The organism is Microbispora oryzae (genome assembly GCF_017896165.1).
GTDB lineage: Bacteria > Actinomycetota > Actinomycetes > Streptosporangiales > Streptosporangiaceae > Microbispora > Microbispora oryzae.
Map to the genome: position 1 here is coordinate 1 of NZ_JAFCNB010000051.1, position 1,976 is coordinate 1,976.

Sequence of the window (1,976 nt, forward strand, 5' to 3'; positions counted from 1 at the left end):
AGCGGCCAGGCTCTCCTCCACCACGTGGAGTCATACCGGGGACTCGCCGACGACGACTTCGCAGCCCTCGACCAATGGCTTCGAGCTCTGTGAATCACACGCAATCCACAGGATTTGACAATTGCTCTAGCCGGCTTCAGTAGTCAGGAAATCCAGTTCCAGGTAGGCCAGGTTCAGCTCGAATTTCACGTCGGCGTCAGCCGCGAAGGAGGAGTGAATAGCAAGGCCCGCTTCTGGGTGCTGGAGGTCGGCACTGAGGGCAAGTACGCCCGCGAGTCCATCCAGAAGGTCAGCTTGACCCTCGAGCCGCTGACCAAGGACGGTCAACCGATTCATGTCAGCCGCGACTCCGCCGAGCGTCCGTGACAACGGAGTCAGACGGCTATGCACATCTCTCAGGTGCTTGAAGTGATCTGTGACCAGGGCGAGGGGGTCGGCGCCCGCTGGTCGGTCGGGTCCGGATACCTCGTCGATGACGGGGTTGTCCTCACAGCCGCCCATGTGGTCGCCAACGCGGAAGCAGTCTCCGTTCGTTTCAACGGAGGCGTGGAGTACGAGGGCACCGTGCTCTTGTGTACCCCTCCCGAGATCGATCTCGCCCTTGTCGCGGTGAAGGCGGGGCCGATGGCCGGCCAACCGGCTGTCTTCGGGTGGGTGTCCCGTGAGCGTCCGGGACGAATCGGGCGGGGGCGTGCGGTGGGCTTCCCGCGGTTCAAGGAGATATCACGAGCTGGACGACGTCTCCGCGACTCGGTTCAGGTGGATGGGTACGTGCCGACCGCTGACGGCATGGTCTCGGGATATCTCACTTTCCGGGTTGACGCGCACCCCGCCACCCTCGATAGGACGCGGACCGAGTCGGCTTGGTCCGGTATGTCCGGTGCTGCTGTGTTCGCGGGCGATATCCTCGTCGGCGTGGTGAGCGAGCACCACCTCGCAGAAGGACAAGCTTCGCTCACTGTGGCGCCGTTCGACCGGCTAGACCTCGCCGACGAACCGGTGCGCCGCCGCTTCTGGGAGTTGCTCGTCGTCGACGATCCGTCACGACTCACTCGTCTGGAGCCGGATCCAGCCGGCCTGCAACGCGGACCGTTGGCACGGATTATGGCGCTGCCGCCTTCGATGAGCGACTTCACCGGCCGTGATGACGAGGTGGCCGACGTCATCGACCGGGTGTCGCGCGTGGGCGTACACGACCGGGTGGTCGTCATCTGGGGGCAGCCCGGTGTCGGCAAGTCACAGTTGGCCGTCGAGGTGGCTCATCGCCTGTTCGACCGACATCTGGACGGGGCCTGTCACGTCGATCTGCAGGGATACTCGGCCAACCGGCTCTCGGCCGAGCAGGTGGCCACCAGGCTGCTGGAGGCTCTCGCGCCGGAATTGGAGCTACCGACGGAACCCAGCGCGCGTTTCGTCGCCTGCCGGGATGTGTTGCGGCGGGGCCGCTATGTGGTCGTGCTCGACAACGCCAGCAGCTCGGCCCAGATCCGGGAGTTGCTGCCCGGGCCCTGCGACACGGTGGTGCTGGTGACCTCGCGGTCCTCGCTGACCACGGTGGACGCCGCACTGGTGGAAGTCGACGTGCTCGACACAGCCTCAGCGATCGCGCTGATCCGCAGTATGGTCGACCGAGACGGGGAGTCTCGGTGCCGCGACGACGCCGAGGTGAGCGGGCTGGTCCGGCTATGCGGCCTGCTGCCGCTCGCACTGCGGATCGCCGGAGCACTGCTGCGGGCACGACCGGCCTGGACCGTCGAGCACCTGGCCAGAAGGCTTGCTGATGAGAATCGCCGGCTCCACCTTCTGAAGCGTGACGATCTAGCGGTGAGGCCAGTGTTCGAGAGCGGTTAGAGCAATGCTCAGAACCTGTGGATCGGCTCGGGGGCGTACCCTCCCGAGTGATCGATTCGAAGGTCACTGAGTAGGCCGACGTTGGCGCGTCGGCTGGGAGGGCACGCCCATGCTTACCGTAGTCA

Annotated in this window: 2 protein-coding genes; both read left to right on the plus strand. The window is 65.3% G+C overall.

The genetic code is table 11. From position 1 onward, the window contains the following. Positions 1-114 precede the first annotated feature (114 nt). Positions 115-366, plus strand: a complete 252-nt coding sequence (locus tag JOL79_RS33450; protein WP_210159949.1) for a trypco2 family protein — start codon at positions 115-117, stop codon at positions 364-366. 18 nt (positions 367-384) lie between these two features. Continuing rightward, complete coding sequence (locus tag JOL79_RS33455; RefSeq protein ID WP_210159950.1) at positions 385-1,851, plus strand: trypsin-like peptidase domain-containing protein; 1,467 nt, start codon at positions 385-387, stop codon at positions 1,849-1,851. Positions 1,852-1,976: the final 125 nt, after the last annotated feature.